Origin of the sequence: Sphingomonas azotifigens NBRC 15497, assembly GCF_002091475.1 — a bacterium.
GTDB classification, from domain to species: domain Bacteria; phylum Pseudomonadota; class Alphaproteobacteria; order Sphingomonadales; family Sphingomonadaceae; genus Sphingomonas; species Sphingomonas azotifigens.
This window is the reverse complement of record NZ_BCTR01000055.1, coordinates 1-17,746: the sequence shown is the minus strand read 5'-3', so window position 1 is coordinate 17,746 and position 17,746 is coordinate 1. Positions and strand designations below refer to the sequence as shown.

The window sequence follows — 17,746 nt, the reverse complement described above, 5'->3', positions numbered from 1 at the left end:
TCGGGGTTAGCGGCCTATCGAGCGGAACTTGCTTCCGCTCGCTGGCACCTCGAAGGCGCCATTAGCCGTAGTGCGGACGTGGGAAGCCATTTGGGGCCATAACGTCAGCACGCGGGCCGTTTGCCGGTGGAGGGGCCATTTCTGCATCGCTGGGCTGAAGAAAAATCCGACCAAGCCTGCGCGGATAAACAGGTCCCTGGATGGGCGCTTCTTTGCTATGTTCATGTCAGCTGACAAGACGGCCCATCCGCCCTCCTTCCCTAGAGCGGGAATCCATTCTTCGTCTTTAAGATTGTGTCGGCCGAATTTCTTTCCCAGCGCAACGATTTCGTGCTCAGGTTCAAAGATGATATGTAGCGCTTGCGCCAATCGGGGCGGTAGATTGTGATCTACCAGGAGCTTCACGCAGCGATCTTGCCCGATGCCCGGTCTTCGAAGAGAAGGGCGTCCCGCACGACCTGAGGCCGTAATTCAAACAGATCCGCCACACGCTCGACCGAGCCCTCCGCGGCGACGGCTTGGGCTAACCGGCTTGTCGGAACGCCGCTTTCGGCGACAATCGGCTGACCGAAGGATCGTTCGGGATCAAGCACGATCGTGCGCTTACTAGGCAGCAGCCACCATCTCGAAGCGACATCGGCGTCAAACGAAAGATCGACAAATGTCGGCGCAACGATTGTTTTGAACACTCTTTGCCGTGACTTCAAATCGATCAATGCCGGATCTCGATCTTCGTCATGAAGTCGCTCCGTCACCTCAAGAAAAATCTTCTTTCCGTCGCTCTTGAAGCGACGCGTCGAGAAGGGGTGCGTGTCACCTACGATCTCGCTCGCTTGAGCAAGACACTGCCGGATCGTCGGAAGACCGATGCCTAGCGAGCGAAGCCCGCGCACCACCCTCGCTTCGATTAGGTCACGGAAACCCAGAAGTGGTTCATCCTTCTCCGCATCATATTGCGATATCCAGATCGGAGGCTGCGTTTTAGGTGGACCGTGATGCTGATAGCTGTACCCGAAGAGCCAACGCTTCAAGGTCGCCGGCGACACGTCAAGCAGCCGGCCGGCTTCGGTGAGCGTATACGCGCCAATGCCATACTGCGGGTCCGACATGTGGATTCTGTAGCACGATCGATTCCGGCGATTCTACCTCAATAATCGAGGGTGCTCCCGTCGCCGCATAGGGGCCGGATTGTCTGGATCGTTCACTTGCTCATGTTTTGGGGAGGGGGGATTGCCCGTCCAAAACAGCTTGCATCATAGCCCATTGCGTGGCGGCGATCATCACTACGCCTTCGCCATCCGGTCTATTGATCCGCACGGCTTCCCTGGTTTCTGCCACGGCGGCAAGAACCTCATCTAACGTGCCATCGAGTTCTGTCGCCGAGATCGTCCGCATACGAGGCACATATCATAGTATGCAGACAGTTGCTTCTACAGTCTCACAGCCCCGGCAGCGCCCAGTCGATCGGCTTCTGGCCGATACGCTCCAGAAACGCGTTCGTCTTGCTGAAATGCCGGCTCCCGAAGAACCCGGAATGCGCCGAGAGCGGCGAGGGGTGGGGGGCCTTGAGCACCAGATGCCGGCCGCCCTTGTCGATCGAGTCGACGAATGCCGCCTTCTTCTGCGCATGGCTGCCCCAGAGCAGGAACACCACCGGCTCCGCCTTTGCGTTCACCAGCCGGATCACCGCATCGGTAAAGCGCTCCCAGCCGCGGCCCTGGTGGGCGGCGGCGCGGCCCATTTCCACGGTCAGCACCGCGTTGAGCAGCAGCACGCCCTGTTTGGCCCAATGCTCGAGAAAGCCGTGCTGCGCGCGGGGAATGCCCAGGTCGGTCTCCATCTCCTTGTAGATGTTGACCAGGCTCGGGGGCACGCGCACGCCCGGCTGCACCGAGAAGCACAGCCCGTGCGCCTGACCTTCGCCGTGATAGGGGTCCTGCCCCAGGATCACCACGCGGACCTGCTCCAGCGGCGTCAGGTCCAGCGCGCGGAACCAGTCCTTGCCCGCGGGGAAGATTCGCTTCCCCGCCGCCTTCTCGGCGCGCAGATAGTCGCGCAGTGCGGCCATATAGGGCTGGGCGAACTCGTCCTCGAGCGGCGCGAGCCAGCTCGGATGCAGCTTGATCGTCGACATGGCGGCACGCTGTCCGATGCCGGGGCAGGACTGTCAATGCAAGGCTATTGACAGCGTTGACGCAAACGATAGCATCCGCCGCAACAACAATGAAAGAGGAGGGGTGCCATGAAATCGTGGCGTATCGCGTTCGCGTGCTGTCTGGCCGTTTTCGTCTCGCCCGCGCTGGTCCATGCGCAGGCCCAGCCGCCGAGCGATGTTTCCAAGCAGATCATCAACGCGCCCGCCCCCGAAAGCTTTGCCGTCTACGGCGTGGCGACCAAGCCGGGTGTGGTGAAGGACAAGAATGTGCAGGGCGGCCGGGCGCTCCGCGTGCCGATCCCGGCGGCATCGGATCAGCCCTGGTCGATCGGGCTGACCTCCGGCATCACCCAGCCGGTGAAGAAGGGGGACAAGCTGGTCGTCGCGGCCTGGGTCCGCGCCTCGACCCTGCCGGACGGCGCGAGCAGCGCGAAGATCGCCGCGATCCAGATCAATCTGTCGAAGGCGCCCTACACGCCCGTGTTCCAGGGCCAGGCCGAGGCGACGGGCGAGTGGAAGATGGTCCATGCCAGCGGGGTCGCCGATCGCGATTATGCTGCCGGCGAGCTTACCGCCTCGCTGCAGCTCGCGACCGGCAAGCAGGTGTTCGACATCGGGCCGATCCTGGTGCTCGATATCAGCAAGTGATCCGGCGCAGCGTCTCGGGATCGCGGCTGCCCGCATAGAAGGCGTCGAGGCAGGCGGCGAACACGCCGCCTGCTGCGCCGTCCGCCACCTCGAACAGCGTCATCGAGGAGCGGACCTTGATCGCGTCGATGCCGCCGAGGATCGCCTCCGCCGAGCGCTTGCCGGCATGGGCGAGCAGTGCGGTCGTTGCCTCGCCCAGCCGGGCGCCCAGCAGCGGATGGGCGAGATAGGCGCGCGCCTCGTCCAGATCTGCGATCGCATAGTGCCGCGCCATATCGCTCCGGCCAAGCCCCGCGATCTGCGGGAAGACGTACCAGATCCAGTGGCTGGTCTTCCGCCCGCGCTGCAGTTCGGCCAGCGCAATCGCATAGTCGCGTGCCTGGGCGGCGACGAAGCGGTCGAGCGGGTCCATGGGCGTCTCCGTCAGGCGCGGATCGCGGTCACCAGATAGTTGAGCGCCTCGTTCTCGCTGAGCACGAAGCCGCGCGTCGGCGAGAAGCTCAGGCCCTGGCGGTCGATCACCTTCATGCCCGAATCCGTGAGCAGGGCTTCCAGTTCCTCGGGCTTGAGGAAGCGGCTCCAATCGTGCGTGCCCTTGGGGATCGCGCCGGTGCCTTCGGCCAGCGTGATCATCGCCAGGCGCGAGAGCGGGGTGCGGTTGGGCGTCGAGAGCACCATCAGCCCGCCTTCGGCGAGCGCACCCACGAGTCCGCGCACGAAACCGGCGGGATCGCTGACATGCTCGATTACCTCCATCGAGGTGACGAGGTCGAAGGTGCGGCCGGCCAGATCCTCGATGCCGCCATGGACATAGTCGATCGGCAGCCCGGACTGCTCGGCATGCGCGCGCGCCGCGCCGATATTCTCGGCCGCCGCATCCACGCCGGTCACCCGCGCGCCAAGCCGGGCGAGCGGCTCGCAAAGGAGACCCGCACCGCAGCCCACATCGATCGCAGTCTTGCCGGTCAGCGGCATGAAATCGGCCGAATCGCCCGCCCAATGTTCGTCGATCGCGCGGCGGATATAGCCCAGCCGCGCAGGATTCAGCCTGTGGAGCATGGCCGAGGAGCCCTTCGGATTCCACCAATCGGCCGCCAGACGACCGAAATGTTCCGCTTCACGGGGGTCAATCGTAGCTATTGTTGCGTTCGGCATCGCTGGCTCCTATCAGGCACGCCCATCTCTCCCAAGGGCAGGAAACAAGCAACCAGCCATGGCGCGTATCGTAATGAAGTTCGGCGGCACATCGATGGCCGGGATCGAGCGTATCCGCAGCGTCGCCGCCCGCGTCAAACGCGAGTGGGAGGCGGGCAACCAGGTCGCGGTGGTCGTCTCGGCGATGGCGGGCGAGACCGATCGGCTGGTCGGCTTCTGCCGCGAGGCCTCGTCGCTCTACGACCCCAAGGAGTATGACGTGGTCGTCTCCGCCGGCGAGCAGATCACCAGCGGCCTGCTGGCGATCGCGCTGCAGGCGATCGGCGTGCCGGCGCGTTCCTGGCTTGGCTGGCAGCTGCCGGTGCAGACCTCGGACGCCTTCGCCAAGGCGCGGATCGAGGATATCGGCACCGACGCGCTGCTCGCCAGCATGGGGAACGGCGAAGTGGCGGTGATCCCCGGCTTCCAGGGCGTGCACGAGGATCGGATCACCACGCTCGGCCGCGGCGGTTCGGATACCTCGGCGGTGGCGGTGGCGGCGGCGGTGAAGGCCGATCGCTGCGACATCTACACCGATGTCGACGGGGTCTACACCACCGATCCGCGCATCGTGCCCCGCGCGCGCAAGCTGAAGCGCGTGACCTATGAGGAAATGCTCGAACTCGCCAGCGTCGGCGCCAAGGTGCTCCAGACCCGTTCGGTCGGCCTGGCGATGAAGGAAGGGGTTCGCGTGCAGGTGCTCTCGTCCTTCACGGGCGACGACGCGCCGATGGCAGATACATTGCCCGGGACGATGATCGTGGGCGAAGAGGAGATTCAGGACGTGGAACGCCAGCTCATCACCGGCATCGCGCACGACAAGAACGAGGCCAAGATCACGCTGACCGCAGTGCCGGACAAGCCCGGCGCGGTGGCATCGATCTTCACGCCGCTTGCCGATGCCAGCATCAATGTCGACATGATCATCCAGAACATCGCGCACCAGAGCGCCGGCAGCGCCAGCGCGACCGACGTGACCTTCACGGTGCCGGCGGCGGACCTTGCCCGCTCGCTGGAGATCCTGGCGCAGTCGAAGGAATCGATCGGCTTCGACAGCATCAGCCATGACACGCGCGTGGCCAAGGTGTCGGTGGTCGGCGTCGGCATGCGCAGCCATGCCGGTGTCGCCGCGACGATGTTCCAGACGCTGGGCGCGCGCGGCATCAACATCCAGGCGATCACCACCTCCGAGATCAAGGTCTCGGTGCTGATCGAGGAAGACTATACCGAGCTGGCGGTGCGCGTGCTGCACACCGCCTATGGCCTCGACGCGGACGACGTCGCCGCCTGATCCGTGCACGGGGGCGTGGCCGGTCCGGCTACGCCTCCGTCGTCACGACGAGGCGCTGCAGGACGACATTGTCGTCGATGCGCCAGACTTTCACGACATGCGGGCCGGGTACCACCGCGGGGAAGCGCGCGGTGCGCGTGCGGCCGTTCTCCTCGACGGCCTTGTTCCAGTCGCGCTGGGCCTGGGTGGCCGTGGCATTCGGGGCGGGGACAAGGGTATCGGTGAGGAGCTGCACCGGGCCGTCGTTCAACGAGACGCCGATGCGCTGCTGGTTACGGCCAGTGGTGTCGAGCGTCGGCACCAGCTCGAGGGCCACCTCCAGCGGGCCGCCCTTGGAAAGCGTTAGCGCATAGTCGACATGGACTCCGTCCGCCGCAGCGGTGGCGGGGCGACCCTGCGGGAAGGTCGTTACTGCACCCTGCGTGCGGCCGAGATGCGGCACGCGGCGCCAGTTCAGCCCCTTGCCGCCGCTGGCGGATGCGAAGTCCGGCGCCTCGATCACGATCTGATCGGCGGGGAGGGTCGGCGGCACGAAGACGATCGGCGCGGCCTTGCCCTCGACCCGGCGCACCGCCGGCATCACCTGTTGCTTGGGCTCCTGCCAATTGGTGTAGCCGATATGGGTCTGGGCCATCATCCCGTCCCACTTGCCGCCGTTCAGCGCGTGATAGGCGCCGGTGATCTCGGCGTCGCGGGCGAAGGCGCGCTCGGCCTGCTCGGCGAAGACGTTGGCGCGGGCATCGTTCGCCGCAGCGAGGTGGCGGTTCCAGGCGACGGCGTAGTAGAGCCGGTAGACGTTCGCGACCGCGATAATCGGGTGCTCGACCAGCTGAAACCACGCATCGCGCGCATCGGCGGCGATGCGGGTCTTTACCGCCGTCATGTCGCGCTCCAGCGCCTCCCATTCGGCGACCACGCGGCCGAAGTCACCCCCATCCAGCTTGCCATCGCTCCGCACCGGACCCAGCGCGAAACTGTCTGCATCGAGCAACTCGGGTTTCCGCCGCGCGGCGAGCTGGCCATAGCGGGTGAGCAGCGCGCCGATCTTCTCCGCCAGCGCCGGTCCGAACGCCGCGCCGGCCCAGCGCGCCGGATAGGCGGACATCGACTCCAGCGTCATCGCTTGCGGATTCCAGGCTTGGTCGAGGAAGAAGCTCAGCGGATATTCCATCGGCTTGAGGTCGCCGACATTGACGATCCAGATCGTCCGCGCGCCGCGCTGCCAGGCGAGGTCCATCTGCTGCCACGTCTTCTCGATCTGGTTGGTGTTCAGCCACTTGTAGTTGCGCGGCGCGCCCACGTAATCGAAGTGATAATAGACGCCGTAGCCGCCCTTGCGGTTGAGGTCGGCGGTGGCGAGCCGGCGGATCTGGCCCCAATTGTCGTCGGCGAACAGCAGCGTGACGTCGTCGGGCACGCGCATGCCGTGGTCGTAATAGTCCTGCACTTCCTTGTAGAGCGCCCACATCTGCGGCGTCGCCTCGGCCGGGCGCTTCGTCACCTCGGCCAGAATGCTGCGCTGGTCGGCGACGATCTTCTCGAGCAACTCGGTGGCGGTGCCCTCCGCCATCGCCTCGTCGCCGTCGCCGCGCATGCCGACGGTGACCAGGCAGTCATAGCCCTTGCCGTCGCCCTTCGACATCATCCGCTCGATCCCGCCGCGCCAGAAGCGGCGGAGATTCTCGGCATTGGTCGCATAATCCCATTTGCCGCCGGTGACGCCCTGTTCGGTGTTGCGGTGCCATTCCTCCTGTGCGCGGGTCATCGGCTCGTGGTGCGAGCTGCCCATCACCACGCCCATCGCATCGGCCAGCACCATGTTCTGCGGATCGTCGTCGTTGAACGCCTTGCCCCACATCGCCGGCCACAGATAATTGCCCTTCAACCGGAGCAGCAGCTCGAAGACATGGGCATACATCGCGGCGTTGACGCCACCGAAATGCTTCTTGGCCCAGCCGCTGAAGCAGGGATCCTCGTCGTTGATGAAGAAGCCGCGATAGGGCACCCGCGGCTGGTCGCGCCGGCTGCCGGGGGCGAGCGTCACGTCGGCGCGGCGGCGGACCGGCACGTCGGCGAACCAGTGCCAGGGCGAGACCCCGATCCGTTGCGAGACGTCATAGGTGCCATAGACGGCGCCGCGCCGGTCCGACCCGAGGATCACCAGCGCCTGCGGAATGCCGGGGGCAGGGTGGTCGAGCACGATCTGGCGATAGGCTTCCCATTCGCCAGCCAAGTCGCGCGGGTCGATCCGCCCCTGCCGCACCAGCACGTCCAGCATCGGCGAGCGACCGAGCTGGGCGATCAGCACCACCGGGCCCTGCGCGTCGCCCAGCCGCTGGACACGTGCGGGCACAGTGCCGCTGACGCGCGCCAGATCCTGCGCGAACGCGTCCGCGACATGGGTGAGGGCGGGGTCGGCAGCGGCATCGACCAGGACCGTCGCGGGCACACCGCCGCGGATCAGCGGGAATCCGGCGCCCGCAGCGACGAGGCGCAGCGGCTCCGGCGCGGTAGCGGCACGCGCGGCACCGACTACCAGCGTCGCGGCAGTCGACGCGTGCAGCAGCGTACGGCGATCGACCGAAAGGGCGGGATCGACAGGCCCGGACATCGCAACTCCTGGAATTTCTTGTTTTTGGTACCGCTATCATGGCGAGCGGTGCTGCGCCGGGCAAGCGCCAAAGCGGCACGCGCCCCCGATTGCGCCCCCTTGCAGAAACCGGGCTTGCGGCGCTAGGCGCGCGCGATGACCAGCACCTCCACGATCGGCGCCGAGCGCCTGGCCCGCCGCATGGCGCGCGGCTGCGAATTCCTGGGCAGCGAGACCGCCATCCTCGGCGGCGCGATGTCCTGGGTGTCCGAGCGCAACCTCGTCGCCGCAATCTCCAACGCGGGCGGCTTCGGCGTGATCGCGTGCGGCGCGATGAGCCCCGAGCTGCTCGACGCCGAGATCGCCGCGACCAAGGCGCTGACGGACAAACCCTTCGGCGTGAATCTGATCACCATGCACCCGCAGCTGTTCGAGCTGATCGAGGTGTGTGGGCGTCACGGCGTCGGCCATGTCGTGCTCGCGGGCGGGCTGCCGCCGGCGGGCTCGCTCGATGCGATCAAGGGGCATGGCGCCAAGCTGATCTGCTTCGCCCCGGCGCTGAGCCTCGCCAAGAAGCTGATCCGCTCGGGCGTCGACGCGCTGGTGGTGGAGGGTATGGAAGCCGGTGGCCATATCGGTCCGGTCTCGACCAGCGTGCTGGCGCAGGAGATCCTGCCGGAAGTGGCGAGCCAGGTCCCCGTGTTCGTTGCCGGCGGCATCGGCCGCGGCGAGGCGATCGCGGGCTATCTCGACATGGGCGCGGCGGGCGTCCAGCTCGGCACGCGCTTCGCGGCGGCGACCGAGAGCATCGCGCACCCCAATTTCAAGAAGGCGTTCATCCGCGCCTCGGCGCGCGACGCGATCGCCAGCGTCCAGATCGATCCGCGCCTGCCGGTGATCCCGGTGCGCGCACTCAAGAACGCTGGCGGCGAGTTGTTCACCGCCAAGCAGCGCGAAGTGGCGCAGGCGCTGGATGAAGGCACCGTCGCGATGGCCGAGGCGCAGCTCCAGATCGAGCATTACTGGGCGGGCGCGCTGCGCCGCGCGGTGATCGACGGCGATGTCGAGCATGGCAGCGTGATGGCCGGCCAGTCGGTCGGCATGGTCACCAAGGAAGAGCCGGTGGCGACGATCATCGCAACGCTGATGGCCGAAGCCGCGCACGCGCTGGAGAAGCGCGCGGCGTAACCGGATCCTCCCCCAGCTTGCTGGGGGGAGGGGGACCGCCGCCGCAGGCGGTGGTGGAGGGGCCGCCGCGCCAGCGGCGGTACTCCGCTCGAGCCGCAATCCGCGCCTCGCGGCGCGGCCCCTCCACCACGCTGCTGCGCAGCGCGGTCCCCCTCCCCTGCATTCGCAGGGGAGGATCATATTCCGCGCTTTTGCTGCGCACACCGCTTGGCGCGGGTGCGCACAATCTGTTAGCGCTGTCCCATGGCCTTGACCGCAGCCGCCTCCGCCCGGGAAATCCTCACCCGCCTTCACGATCTGATGGCGAAACGGCTGCCGGTCCAATCCAAGCTCAATGCCGTGGTCAACATCATCGGCGAGGCGCTGCACAGCGAGGTCTGCTCGATCTACCTGCTGCGTGAGGGCGTGCTCGAGCTGTTCGCCACGCGCGGCCTGGCGCAGGAGGCGGTGCACGTCACCAGGCTCGGCATGGGCGAGGGGCTGGTCGGCACGATCGCCGCGCATGTCGAGACGCTCAACCTCGACGAGGCGACCAGCCACCCCAATTTCGTCCACAATCCGGAAACGGGCGAAGACCGCTTCCACAGCTTCGCCGGCGTGCCGATCATCCGGCGCGAGCGGGCGGTGGGCGTGCTCGCCGTCCAGCATGTCGATCCGCGGCGCTACGCCGATATCGAGATCGAAGCGCTGCAGACGGTCGCGATGGTGCTCTCCGAGCTGATCGCCAATGCCGAGCTGATCGATGCGGCGGGCGGCACCTCCACCCGGCTCCAGCCGACCGCGGCGGGAACGATCCGCGGCTTCCGCCTCGTCGAGGGCATGGCGCGCGGCGTGGCGGTGTTCCACCAGCCGCGCATCGTCATCGAGCATACCGTCGCCGAGGATACCGAGGCCGAGCGGCACCGCGTCTATGCTGCGTTCGACAAGATGCGCGAGCAGATCGACCGCATGACCAGCCAGGCCGAGTTCGGCGTCGGCGGCGAGCATGAGGAGATCCTCGCCACCTACAAGATGTTCGCCTATGACGAGGGCTGGAGCCGCCGCATCAACGAGGCGATCGATTCCGGCCTGACCGCCGAGGCGGCGATCGAGCGCGTCCAGCAGCGCACCCGCCAGCGGATGCGCGAGATCGACGATCCGCTGCTCCGCGATCGGATGCACGATCTGGAGGACCTGTCCAACCGGCTGCTCCGGATCGTCTCGGGCCAGCTCGGCACCGCGGCGCAGCTGGGGTTGCGGCAGGACTCGATCCTGATCGCGCGCAACCTGGGGCCGGCCGAGCTGCTCGAATATGATCGGCGGCGGCTCAAGGGCGTGGTGCTGGAGGAAGGCTCGCTGACCGCGCACGTCACCATCGTCGCCCGCGCGATGGGCGTGCCGGTGCTGGGGCGCGTCCGCGAGATCCGCCGCGAAGTCGCCGAGGGCGATCTGCTGTTGCTCGACGTCGGCGAGGAAAGCGTGTTCGTCCGCCCGTCGCTGGCGATGGAGGAGGCGTTCGAGGCCAAGCTGGCCCTCAGCCAGAAGCGCCGCGCCGCCTTCGCCCAGCTCAAGAACGTGGCACCGGTCACCAAGGACGGGCACCGGGTGACGCTGATGGTCAATGCGGGCCTGCGCGACGACGTGTCCGCGCTCGATCTGACCGGCGCCGACGGCATCGGCCTGTTCCGCACCGAATTCCAGTTCCTCGTCTCGGCGACCCTGCCGCAGCGCGAGGCGCAGCGGCGGCTCTACCGCGACGTGCTGGAGGCGGCGGGCGACCGGCCGGTAGTGTTCCGTACCGTCGACATCGGCGGCGACAAGGCGCTGCCCTATCTGAACCATGACGAGGATGGCGAGGAGGAGAACCCCGCCATGGGCTGGCGCGCGCTGCGCCTGGCGCTCGACCGCGATGGCCTGATGAAGGCGCAGGCGCGCGCGCTGATCGAGGCGGCAGCGGGGCGGACGCTGAGCGTCATGTTCCCGATGGTCTCCGAACCCTGGGAGTTCGATCAGGCGCGTGCGCTGTTCGAGGCACAGCATGCCTGGCTCGCCGCGCGCGGGCGCAAGATGCCCAACGAGATCCGCTACGGCGCGATGCTGGAGGTGCCGGCGCTGGCCGAGGTGCTCGACCTGCTGCTGCCCAAGCTGCAATTCCTGTCGATCGGCACCAATGACCTCACCCAGTTCCTGTTCGCGGCCGATCGCGCGCACCCCAAGCTGGCGCTGCGCTACGACTGGCTGAGCCCGGCGATCCTGCGCTTCCTCAAGCGGGTGAGCGAGCAGGCGCGCGCCGCAGGCGTGCCGGTGGCGGTGTGCGGCGAGATGGGCGGGCGGCCGCTGGAAGCGCTGGCGCTGATCGGGCTCGGCATCGATCGGCTCTCGATCACCCCGGCGGCAGTGGGGCCGATCAAGGCGATGCTGCGCTCGCTCGATCGCGGCGCAGTGATGGCGGCGATGGACGAGATGCTGCGCCACCCGGAAGCCCCCCTGCGCGACGTGCTGACCGCCTGGGCCGAGGCGCAGGGCGTCGAACTGGCCTGATCGGGCGCGGAATGATTGCGTCCCGGCGTTGACAGCGGCACGGCGCCGGGGGCATCCCCTGCCGCACAGGCGAACGGCACAGGGTCCAACACGTTCGCCGGAGGACAGAATGCAAGGCGATACGCCCGACGATGCCACTCCCGTCTCCGCGCGCCCCGGCGAACGGCTGCGCGCCGCGCGCGAAGCGATGGGGCTGGATCTCCCCGAGATCGCCGCGCGTACCCGCATTCCGCAGCGCCATCTCGAGGCCATCGAGCAGGGCACCTATGCCGGCCTGCCGTCGATCACCTATGCCACCGGCTTCGCCAAGGCCTATGCCCGCGCGGTAAATGCCGACGAGGTCACGATCGCCCGCGACGTGCGGGCCGAACTCGGCCAGATCGAGCGGCCGGTGGTCACCCCGGAATATCCGCTGCAGGAGCCGTCGCGTGCGGCGCCCGGCGGGGTCGTGTGGTTCGGCGTGATCGTCGCGCTGGTGCTCGTGGCGGGGATCGGCATCTGGTACGGCACCAACTGGTTCCGTGGCGGTGCGAGCCAGGGCGACGGGCTGGTCCAGCAGATCGAGCCGACTCCCACGCCGACGCCCGCCGCCCCGGCTCCCGCGCCGAGTCCCACCGTACCGGCGGTCGAGCATGTCACCCTCGTCGCGCGCGGCCCGGCCTGGATCCGCGTGACCGACGCGACCGGCAAGAAGCTGGTGGAGAAGGAGCTTGTCGCCGGCGAGCGCTTTGAAGTGCCCGACGATGCCGATCACCCCCGCATCCGCACCGGCCGCCCGGACCAGTTGCAGGTGCTGCTGAACGGCAGCGAAGTCGCCCCGCTCGGCACCCAGGTGGAAGTGATCGAGGCGGAGCTCACCTCGGCGGCGCTCCGCGCCCGCGGTGCGCCGGGTGCGACTCCGTCGCCGACGCCGAGCGCCACGGCGGCGGTGGCCCCCGCGCGGCTGCCGCGTCGCCGCCCCCGCGCGCCCGTCAGTGCCGATCCCGCGGCGACCCCCGCGACCGGTACCGGCGGCACCACGCCCGGCGGTGACACGCCGAACCCCTGAGGGGCTGGCGCGAGCGGGCGCCGCTTGGCTATAGCGGCGCCACGCCTCCGTTCCCCGGGGGACGCTGAGGGATGTATTGACGATGCGTATTGCTTTCGCAGCGGCACTGGCACTTGCCGCATTCGGCTTCAACGGCGCCGCCCAGGCGCAGGACGCGAATGTCGGCCCGCGCGTCGACAAGCTGGAGCGCGAGATGCGCGCCGTGCAGCGCAAGGTCTTCCCCGGCGGCGCCGGGATGACGGTGGAGCCGCAGATCACCCAGCAGGTGGACAACACCCCGCCGGGCGTGCCCGCGACCACGCCGCTCGCCGATCTCACCCAGCGCGTCGGCGCGCTCGAGGGCCAGATCCAGACGCTGACCGGCCAGGTCGAGCAGAACCAGTATCGCATCCGCCAGCTCGAAGAGGCGTTCGGCGCCTACAAGGCCGCCACCGATGCGCGGATGAAGGCGCTGGAGACCCCGCCGGCGCCCGCCGCCGGCGATGCCGCGCCCGTGGATGGCGACGCTGCCGCCGCGGGCGACGCGAGCCCGCGCCCCGGTGCCGCCGCCAAGCCCTCGGCCGACCGCGCCGCCAAGGTCGCGGCGGTGGAGAAGCCGAGCAGCGGCGATGCCGGCGAGGACCTGTACCTCTACGGCTTCCGCCTGTGGCAGGCGAAGTTCTTCCCCGAAGCGGCCAAGGTGCTCGACCAGTACCGGACCAAGTTCCCGAGCGGCAAGCGCGCGAGCTTCGCCCGCAACCTGCTCGGCCGCGCCTATCTCGACGACGGCAAGCCGAGCCTCGCCGCGGTCGCCTTCTACGACAATTACACCAAGGATCCGAACGGCGAGCGCGCGCCGGACAGCCTCTATTATCTCGCCCAGGCGCTGGTGAAGCTGAACAAGCCCGCCGGCGAGGTCTGCAAGGTCTATGACGAGCTGACCAAGGTCTATGGCGCGACGCTGTCGGCCGAGATGAAGGCAGGCGTCGCCAAGGGTCGTGCCGACCAGCGCTGCAAGTGACGCGTCGCTGAGCGACGCGATCGCGGGCGCGGACGTTACGCGCTTCACCGCCGATTGGCTGGCCGTGGCCGGGCAGGTGCCCGCCGCGGCGCGGCCGATCGGCGTTGCCGTTTCGGGGGGCGCGGACAGTCTGGCGCTGCTGCTGCTTGCCCGTGCGAGCTTCCCCGGTGCGGTCGCCGCGGCCACGGTGGATCACGGCCTGCGCGCCGAATCGGCAGCGGAGGCGGCGTTCGTCGCCACCCTCTGCGCCCGGCTCGGCGTTCCCCATGCCGTGCTGCCGCCTCGTCCGGAGATGCTGGCAGCGGGCAATCTCCAGGATCGCGCGCGGGCGATGCGCTATCGCAGCCTGGCCGACTGGGCAGACACGATCGGCGCGCCCTGGGTCGCGGTGGCGCATCAGCAGGACGATCTTGCCGAGAGCTTGCTGCTGCGCGCGCGGCGCGGCGCCGGGCTGGGCGGGCTGGCGGCGATGGTGCCGTCGCGGCCGCTGCGGGCAGGGGCCGCCGCGCCGCTCCTGGTGCGGCCGCTGCTCGGCTGGTCGCGCGCCGAGCTTGCCGCCCGGGTGCAGGCGGCGGGCATCGCGCCGGTCGAGGATCCGTCCAACCGCCACCCGCGCTTCGATCGCAGCCGGATCAGGCGGCTGCTCGCCGAGACGCCCGAACTGCCCGCCGCGCGGCTGGCGCTGGCGGCGACCAACCTCCGCGATGCCGAGGCGGCGCTCGCCTGGGTGGTGGCGCGGGAATGGACGGCACGTGCCGAACGGCAGGGGCAGGGGCTGCTGCTCGACCTCGCCGATCTGCCGGCGGAACTGCGCCGTCGCCTGGTGGTCCGGGCGCTGGCGACGATCGCCGATGCGCCGCCGCCGCGCGGTTCCGGGCTTGACCGGCTGATCGCGGCAGTCGATGCCGGACGGGTGGCGACATTGGCCGGAGTCGTGGTGCGGCCGGGCGTGCGCTGGCGCTTTGCGCCGGCACCCCCGCACCGCTCACCGTGATCGACGTTGTTCCATTGTCATTAACGCCGCCATGCCTATCTTAGGGCTGGAAAGGTACCGGGTACACGATGAGCGAAAACGGCAAGCAGCAGGGTCCGGAAAACGGGGGGAACAACCCCTGGATGAAGAGCCTGCTCATCTGGGTGGGTATTCTTGCGGCACTGGCGTTGTTCGTCACGCTGTTCGATACGCGGACGGCGCAGCCTACCGGCAATGTGATTCCGTACTCGACCTTCCTCGACAAGGTGCAGGCGGGCGATGTCAAGGACGTCAACATCTCGGTCGGGTCCGGCGTGATCACCGGCAGCACCAGCGAGGGCAAGTTCCGCACGAACAACCCGGGCGACGCCAAGCTCGTCGAGACGCTGCGCGCCAAGGGCGTGGTGATCAACGCGCGGCCCGAGGACCAGCCGTCGATCTGGCAGTATATCCTCGTCCAGTCGCTGCCGTTCCTGCTCTTCCTCGGCATCGCCTTCTTCGTGCTGCGCCAGATGCAGAAGAATTCGGGCTCCGGCGCGATGGGCTTCGGCAAGAGCCGCGCCCGCCTGCTGACCCAGAAGGAAGGCAAGGTCACCTTCGACGACGTCGCCGGCATCGACGAGGCGCGCGAGGAGCTGCAGGAAATCGTCGAGTTCCTCAAGGACCCGTCGAAGTTCGCACGCCTCGGCGGCAAGATCCCCAAGGGCGCGCTGCTGGTCGGTTCGCCCGGTACCGGCAAGACGCTGCTCGCCCGCGCGATCGCGGGTGAGGCGGGCGTGCCCTTCTTCACCATTTCGGGTTCGGATTTCGTCGAGATGTTCGTCGGCGTCGGCGCATCCCGTGTGCGTGACATGTTCGAGCAGGCCAAGAAGTCGGCGCCGTGCATCGTGTTCATCGACGAAATCGACGCGGTCGGCCGTTCGCGCGGCGCGGGTCTGGGCAACCAGAATGACGAGCGCGAGCAGACGCTGAACCAGCTGCTGGTCGAGATGGACGGCTTCGAGGCGAACGAAGGCATCATCATCGTGGCGGCAACCAACCGTCCCGACGTGCTCGATCCGGCGCTGCTGCGCCCGGGCCGCTTCGATCGCCAGGTGCAGGTGCCGCGCCCCGATATCGAGGGCCGCGTGAAGATCCTGCAGGTGCACATGAAGAAGGTGCCGATCGCGCCGGACGTCGATGCCCGCGTCATCGCGCGCGGCACGCCGGGCTTCTCGGGCGCCGATCTCGCCAACCTGGTGAACGAGGCGGCGCTGCTCGCGGCCCGTCGCGGCAAGCGGCTGGTGGCGGCGCAGGAATTCGACGACGCCCGCGACAAGGTGCTGATGGGCGCCGAGCGCCGCTCGATGGTGATGACCGACGACGAGAAGCGGATGACCGCCTATCACGAAGCCGGCCACGCCCTGGTGTTTGCGCACGAGCCGACCGCCGACCCGATCCACAAGGCGACGATCATCCCGCGCGGCTTTGCGCTGGGCATGGTGCAGCCGTTGCCGGAGCGCGATTCGTACAGCTATCACCGTGACAAGATGCATGCCGACATCGCCGTGGCGTTCGGCGGCCGCGTCGCCGAGGAACTGATCTTCGGCTATGACAAGGTGAGCTCGGGCGCCTCGAACGACATCATGCAGGCGACTCGTCTCGCCCGTGCGATGGTGACCAAATGGGGCCTGTCGGACAATCTCGGCCCGCTCGACTTCTCGGAGAGCGAGGACAGCTTCACCGGCTATTCGGTGGCGCGCTCCAAGCCGATGTCGGACGAGACCGCACGGCTGATCGACGCCGAGGTGAAGGCGTTCGTCGAAAAGGGCCTCAACCGCGCGCGGCAGATCCTGGGCGACCATACCGACCAGCTCCACACCATCGCGCTGGCGCTGCTCGAGTATGAGACGCTGACCGGCGAGGAGATCAAGAAGCTGATCGCCGGCGAGACGCTGGATCGCGGCGACCCCACCGGCACGCCGGGCATGCCCGCGGTGGGCGGCACCTCGATCCCCAAGACGCGTAAGCTCAAGGATCCGTTCGGCAACCCGGCGCCGCAGGGGGCCTGACGCTCCCTGGTATTGCCAGGTTCAGCTTTGCACCGATAGAGAACGCTTCCGGGAACCCCTCCCGGGAGCGTTTTTCCTATGCGACGACTGTTTCTGGCGGCCGGTGGACTGATGCTGGTGGCGGTGCCTGCCCAGGCGATGAGCGTGGCCGAGTTTCTCGCCAAGGTGAACGCGCTCAAGGCCAAGGGCGCGATGGCGATGTTTTCGTCGGACGTCGGGGTGCTCAAGCAGGAGATCGACGGCGCGTCGACCGCCTATCGCGGCGACCTCGCTGCGGAGGTTGCGGCGGGCAAGAAGCCGAGCAGCTGCCCGCCGCCCAAGGGGCAGGCGAAGATTAGCAGCAACGATCTGATCGCGGCGTTCGAGAAGATCCCGCCGGCCCAGCGCGGCATGAGCGTAAAGGTGGCCTTCGCTGCGATGATGGAGCAGCGCTTCCCGTGCAAATGATCCTGTAAACATAGGATAGTATTGCGCAAATTCTCGGAACGGCGGTTGTTTGCGGGCGGTTGGTGGATCGCCGTCCGGCATCGAACGACGGGCGCATCGATCACACGAAGCGCAAGGAGCGGACCGATGGACTATCGCAAGCTGGGATTTGGATTGGGCGTTTTCTCGATCGGGCTTGGCATCGCCGAACTCGCCGCATCGAAGCGGATCGCGCGCGGATTGTCGGCGGAAGACCATGACGGCGTGGTGCGGACCTTCGGCGCGCGCGAGCTGTTCGCGGGTGCGGCGTTGCTTGCCGGGCCGGCGCACAGCGTGCGGGTGTGGAACCGCGTTGCCGGCGACGCGATGGACATCGCTGCGCTCGGCCTCGCTGCGCGGCGGGCCCCGCGGAACAAGGCGGTGTGGGGCGCGATCGCCTTCGTCGCGGCGGCAACGGCGATCGATATCGTGACCGCCATCGGGCTGGATCGTAGCACGGGGAAGACGCTGCCGGTGGGGCAGGAGGAGGACGCGGATGCGGCTGGTTCTGCGTCTGCAGAGACGCCGCCGGTGGTCGAGGGCAAGGCTAACTCGATCGAGCCGGGCGGTGCGCAGGCCCTCGCGCCGGCGCTAGGATGACGCCACTCCCCCCCTGCGGGAGC

17 protein-coding genes are annotated in these 17,746 nt (G+C 68.1%); 10 read left to right on the top strand and 7 right to left on the bottom strand.

The window, feature by feature from the left end; translation table 11 throughout:
- Positions 1-6: 6 nt before the first annotated feature.
- The 4 genes from SAZ01S_RS24090 to ung form a co-directional block, all read right to left on the bottom strand.
- Entirely contained in the window at positions 7-405 is a 399-nt protein-coding gene (locus tag SAZ01S_RS24090) for a PIN-like domain-containing protein (RefSeq protein ID WP_167693199.1), read from the bottom strand.
- The gene (locus SAZ01S_RS17250; RefSeq protein ID WP_084583522.1) at positions 402-1,109 is read right to left on the bottom strand and encodes a DUF433 domain-containing protein; all 708 of its coding nucleotides are present in this window, start codon (positions 1,107-1,109) and stop codon (positions 402-404) included. Before SAZ01S_RS17250 ends, SAZ01S_RS24090 begins: the two co-directional genes overlap by 4 nt.
- Before the next feature lie 100 nt (positions 1,110-1,209).
- A complete protein-coding gene (locus SAZ01S_RS17245; RefSeq protein ID WP_084583521.1) occupies positions 1,210-1,395 on the bottom strand; it encodes a type II toxin-antitoxin system Phd/YefM family antitoxin in 186 nt (61 codons plus the stop codon).
- Between the two features lie 43 nt (positions 1,396-1,438).
- Positions 1,439-2,134 carry a uracil-DNA glycosylase gene (gene ung, locus SAZ01S_RS17240; protein ID WP_084583520.1) on the bottom strand — a complete coding sequence of 232 codons (696 nt, stop codon included), beginning with the start codon at positions 2,132-2,134 and terminating at the stop codon, positions 1,439-1,441.
- Positions 2,135-2,242: 108 nt separating this feature from the next.
- Here ung and SAZ01S_RS17235 point away from each other — a divergent pair, with 108 nt between their 5' ends.
- Positions 2,243-2,803, top strand: a complete 561-nt coding sequence (locus SAZ01S_RS17235) for a carbohydrate binding domain-containing protein (protein ID WP_084583519.1) — start codon at positions 2,243-2,245, stop codon at positions 2,801-2,803.
- On the opposite strand, the gene SAZ01S_RS17230 is transcribed toward SAZ01S_RS17235, so the two are convergent.
- Together SAZ01S_RS17230 and ubiG are read right to left on the bottom strand one after the other, a co-directional pair.
- Positions 2,793-3,215 carry a DUF1810 domain-containing protein gene (locus SAZ01S_RS17230; protein WP_084583518.1) on the bottom strand — a complete coding sequence of 141 codons (423 nt, stop codon included), beginning with the start codon at positions 3,213-3,215 and terminating at the stop codon, positions 2,793-2,795. The genes SAZ01S_RS17235 and SAZ01S_RS17230 overlap by 11 nt on opposite strands.
- An 11-nt stretch (positions 3,216-3,226) precedes the next feature.
- Positions 3,227-3,958 carry a bifunctional 2-polyprenyl-6-hydroxyphenol methylase/3-demethylubiquinol 3-O-methyltransferase UbiG gene (gene ubiG, locus SAZ01S_RS17225; protein ID WP_084583517.1) on the bottom strand — a complete coding sequence of 244 codons (732 nt, stop codon included), beginning with the start codon at positions 3,956-3,958 and terminating at the stop codon, positions 3,227-3,229.
- Between the two features lie 58 nt (positions 3,959-4,016).
- On the opposite strand from ubiG, the gene SAZ01S_RS17220 reads away from it, so the two are divergent.
- Complete coding sequence (locus SAZ01S_RS17220) at positions 4,017-5,288, top strand: aspartate kinase (protein WP_084583516.1); 1,272 nt, start codon at positions 4,017-4,019, stop codon at positions 5,286-5,288.
- A 28-nt stretch (positions 5,289-5,316) separates the two neighbouring features.
- Here SAZ01S_RS17220 and SAZ01S_RS17215 read toward each other — a convergent pair whose 3' ends face one another.
- On the bottom strand, positions 5,317-7,899 hold the full coding sequence (locus tag SAZ01S_RS17215; RefSeq protein ID WP_084583515.1) for a glycosyl hydrolase 115 family protein: 2,583 nt from the start codon (positions 7,897-7,899) through the stop codon (positions 5,317-5,319).
- A 135-nt stretch (positions 7,900-8,034) separates the two neighbouring features.
- Between SAZ01S_RS17215 and SAZ01S_RS17210 the strand changes: the two genes are divergently transcribed.
- From SAZ01S_RS17210 to SAZ01S_RS17175, 8 genes are all read left to right on the top strand, one after another.
- The gene (locus tag SAZ01S_RS17210; RefSeq protein ID WP_174596147.1) at positions 8,035-9,066 is read left to right on the top strand and encodes an NAD(P)H-dependent flavin oxidoreductase; all 1,032 of its coding nucleotides are present in this window, start codon (positions 8,035-8,037) and stop codon (positions 9,064-9,066) included.
- A gap of 243 nt (positions 9,067-9,309) precedes the next feature.
- Positions 9,310-11,586, top strand: coding sequence for a phosphoenolpyruvate--protein phosphotransferase (gene ptsP / locus SAZ01S_RS17205; protein WP_084583514.1), 2,277 nt, complete (start codon positions 9,310-9,312; stop codon positions 11,584-11,586).
- A 109-nt stretch (positions 11,587-11,695) separates the two neighbouring features.
- The gene (locus SAZ01S_RS17200; protein WP_084583513.1) at positions 11,696-12,634 is read left to right on the top strand and encodes a helix-turn-helix domain-containing protein; all 939 of its coding nucleotides are present in this window, start codon (positions 11,696-11,698) and stop codon (positions 12,632-12,634) included.
- Between the two features lie 82 nt (positions 12,635-12,716).
- Positions 12,717-13,634 (top strand): tol-pal system YbgF family protein, encoded by a 918-nt coding sequence (locus SAZ01S_RS17195; RefSeq protein ID WP_084583512.1) that lies wholly within the window; start codon positions 12,717-12,719, stop codon positions 13,632-13,634.
- Positions 13,612-14,628 carry a tRNA lysidine(34) synthetase TilS gene (gene tilS, locus SAZ01S_RS17190; protein ID WP_084583511.1) on the top strand — a complete coding sequence of 339 codons (1,017 nt, stop codon included), beginning with the start codon at positions 13,612-13,614 and terminating at the stop codon, positions 14,626-14,628. The genes SAZ01S_RS17195 and tilS overlap by 23 nt, the downstream gene beginning before the upstream one ends.
- Before the next feature lie 68 nt (positions 14,629-14,696).
- A complete protein-coding gene (ftsH, locus tag SAZ01S_RS17185) occupies positions 14,697-16,658 on the top strand; it encodes an ATP-dependent zinc metalloprotease FtsH (protein WP_084583510.1) in 1,962 nt (653 codons plus the stop codon).
- A gap of 78 nt (positions 16,659-16,736) precedes the next feature.
- Positions 16,737-17,105, top strand: a complete 369-nt coding sequence (locus SAZ01S_RS17180) for a hypothetical protein (RefSeq protein WP_084583509.1) — start codon at positions 16,737-16,739, stop codon at positions 17,103-17,105.
- A gap of 126 nt (positions 17,106-17,231) precedes the next feature.
- Entirely contained in the window at positions 17,232-17,723 is a 492-nt protein-coding gene (locus tag SAZ01S_RS17175) for a hypothetical protein (protein ID WP_084583508.1), read from the top strand.
- The last annotated feature ends 23 nt before the right edge of the window (positions 17,724-17,746 follow it).